Below are 1,559 nucleotides of genomic sequence, written 5' to 3' on the forward strand. Positions count from 1 at the left end.
CCACCGGCACGGCGCCCTCGGCGGCGGGATCGTCGTCGCGTGCCGTGGCGGTGGGCGCCACCAGCCACAGCGGGCGCTCTTCCACCCGAAAGCGCAGCGGCGGCGCCATCCATTCGCGCTCGCCGTCGAAGGCCACCTTCACGCGGTGCGGCCGCCAGGTGGGCTCCACCACCATCTCGGCGCAGGCCAGGCTGATGACGGCTTCATCGCGCGCCAGCTGGCCCACGGCGGCATTCCATACGGTGCGTGCCGTGGCGGCGCGGTCCTGGGGCTTGAGCAGCAGCACCGCCAGGCGGTCGCCTTCGGCCACGTCCTGCGCCTGCGGAATGCCCAGGCGCTCCAGTTGCAGGGGGTTGTTGCCGACGAACAGCGTGGAGGCGAAAAACTCCTCGCGCGTCGGATCGGCCACCCGGTGCTGGCGCAGCGCCACGCGCCAGCGGCGCGCCGAGGCCGGCCGAAAAAAGCTCCACACCGCGGACACGATGGCCACCCAGCGCGAGCGGCCGAAGCGGCGCGAGGCCAGCTCGCGCTGCTCCAGCAGGCGCGGGTACAGCCCCACGCTGGCGTTGACGAGGAACATGCGTTCGTTGACGAAGCCCACGCTCACCGGCCGCGCATCGCCCGAGTCCATGGCGGCCAGGATGTCGTTGGCCGCCTGCTCCGGGTCGAGCGACAGGCTCTGCTCTCGCGCGAAATAGTTGAAGGTGCCGACCGGAATGACACCCATGCGCACCTGGTGCTTCCAGGCGGCGGTGGCCACCGCGTTGATGGTGCCGTCCCCGCCCGCGGCCACCACCAGGCCGCCGTCGGCCTGGGCGGCGAGCGCGGCCTCTTCGGCCGCCTGGACGATGCCGGCGCGCTGCGCGGGCACGTGCCACTGCACGGCATTGCTTTGCAGGGGCGCCAGTCCCTCGAGGCGGGCTCGCAGCTGGCCATGGTCGGCGCCGGGCCGGTGGGGCACCACCAGATGGATCGGGCCACGGCCCCTTGGCATGGACGCTGGCAGGTCGTTGGATGGCATGTCGGGAAGGCTTTCGAGGGAGTGTCACCCTGCGCAGGGCTGGACCCGATCAGGCTCGGGGATCGGTGCCCGCACCGCGGGACGCCCGATTCTGCACACGGACCGGGCACGGGTGCATCGGCAGTCAGGCGCACCCCTTGTCAGCCATGGCCGACACGCCACGCCGCCGCTGTGCGCGCCGCTCGCAGCAGCCCGCAAACCCCGACGGATCGCCAGGAAATGGGATGGGCCGCCCGCCACGCGCCTGCCACCATTGCCGCCCTGGTCCACTCCCTCGCTGCGCGATCCATGCCACTGCCCCACCGCCATCCCTGCCCTGCCCGCCCCGCGCAGCCGCGCCCGAACCCATGGCCCGCCCCACTGGAGACCCGCGCATGATGGACGTCCAGGCCATGGCCCTGTGGGCCGGATCGCACCCCCTGACCGTCTGGACCGGGGGACTGGCCATCGCGCTGGTGGCCGCCGCTGCGGCCTGGGCGGCCAACGGGCCGCTGCGCACGCATGGGGCCCGGTGGGTCGCCCCCTGGACCGAGCGCTG

1 protein-coding gene is annotated in these 1,559 nt (G+C 73.3%); it reads right to left on the reverse strand.

Translation table 11 applies throughout. The features are described 5' to 3' along the window. Positions 1 to 1,021 (reverse strand): diacylglycerol/lipid kinase family protein (locus AC27IQ_RS24225; protein ID WP_487091090.1); only part of this gene is annotated, 1,021 nt, incomplete at its 3' end. Positions 1,022 to 1,559: the final 538 nt, after the last annotated feature.

The sequence above is a fragment of the Acidovorax sp. KPB24-07 genome, assembly GCF_057543315.1.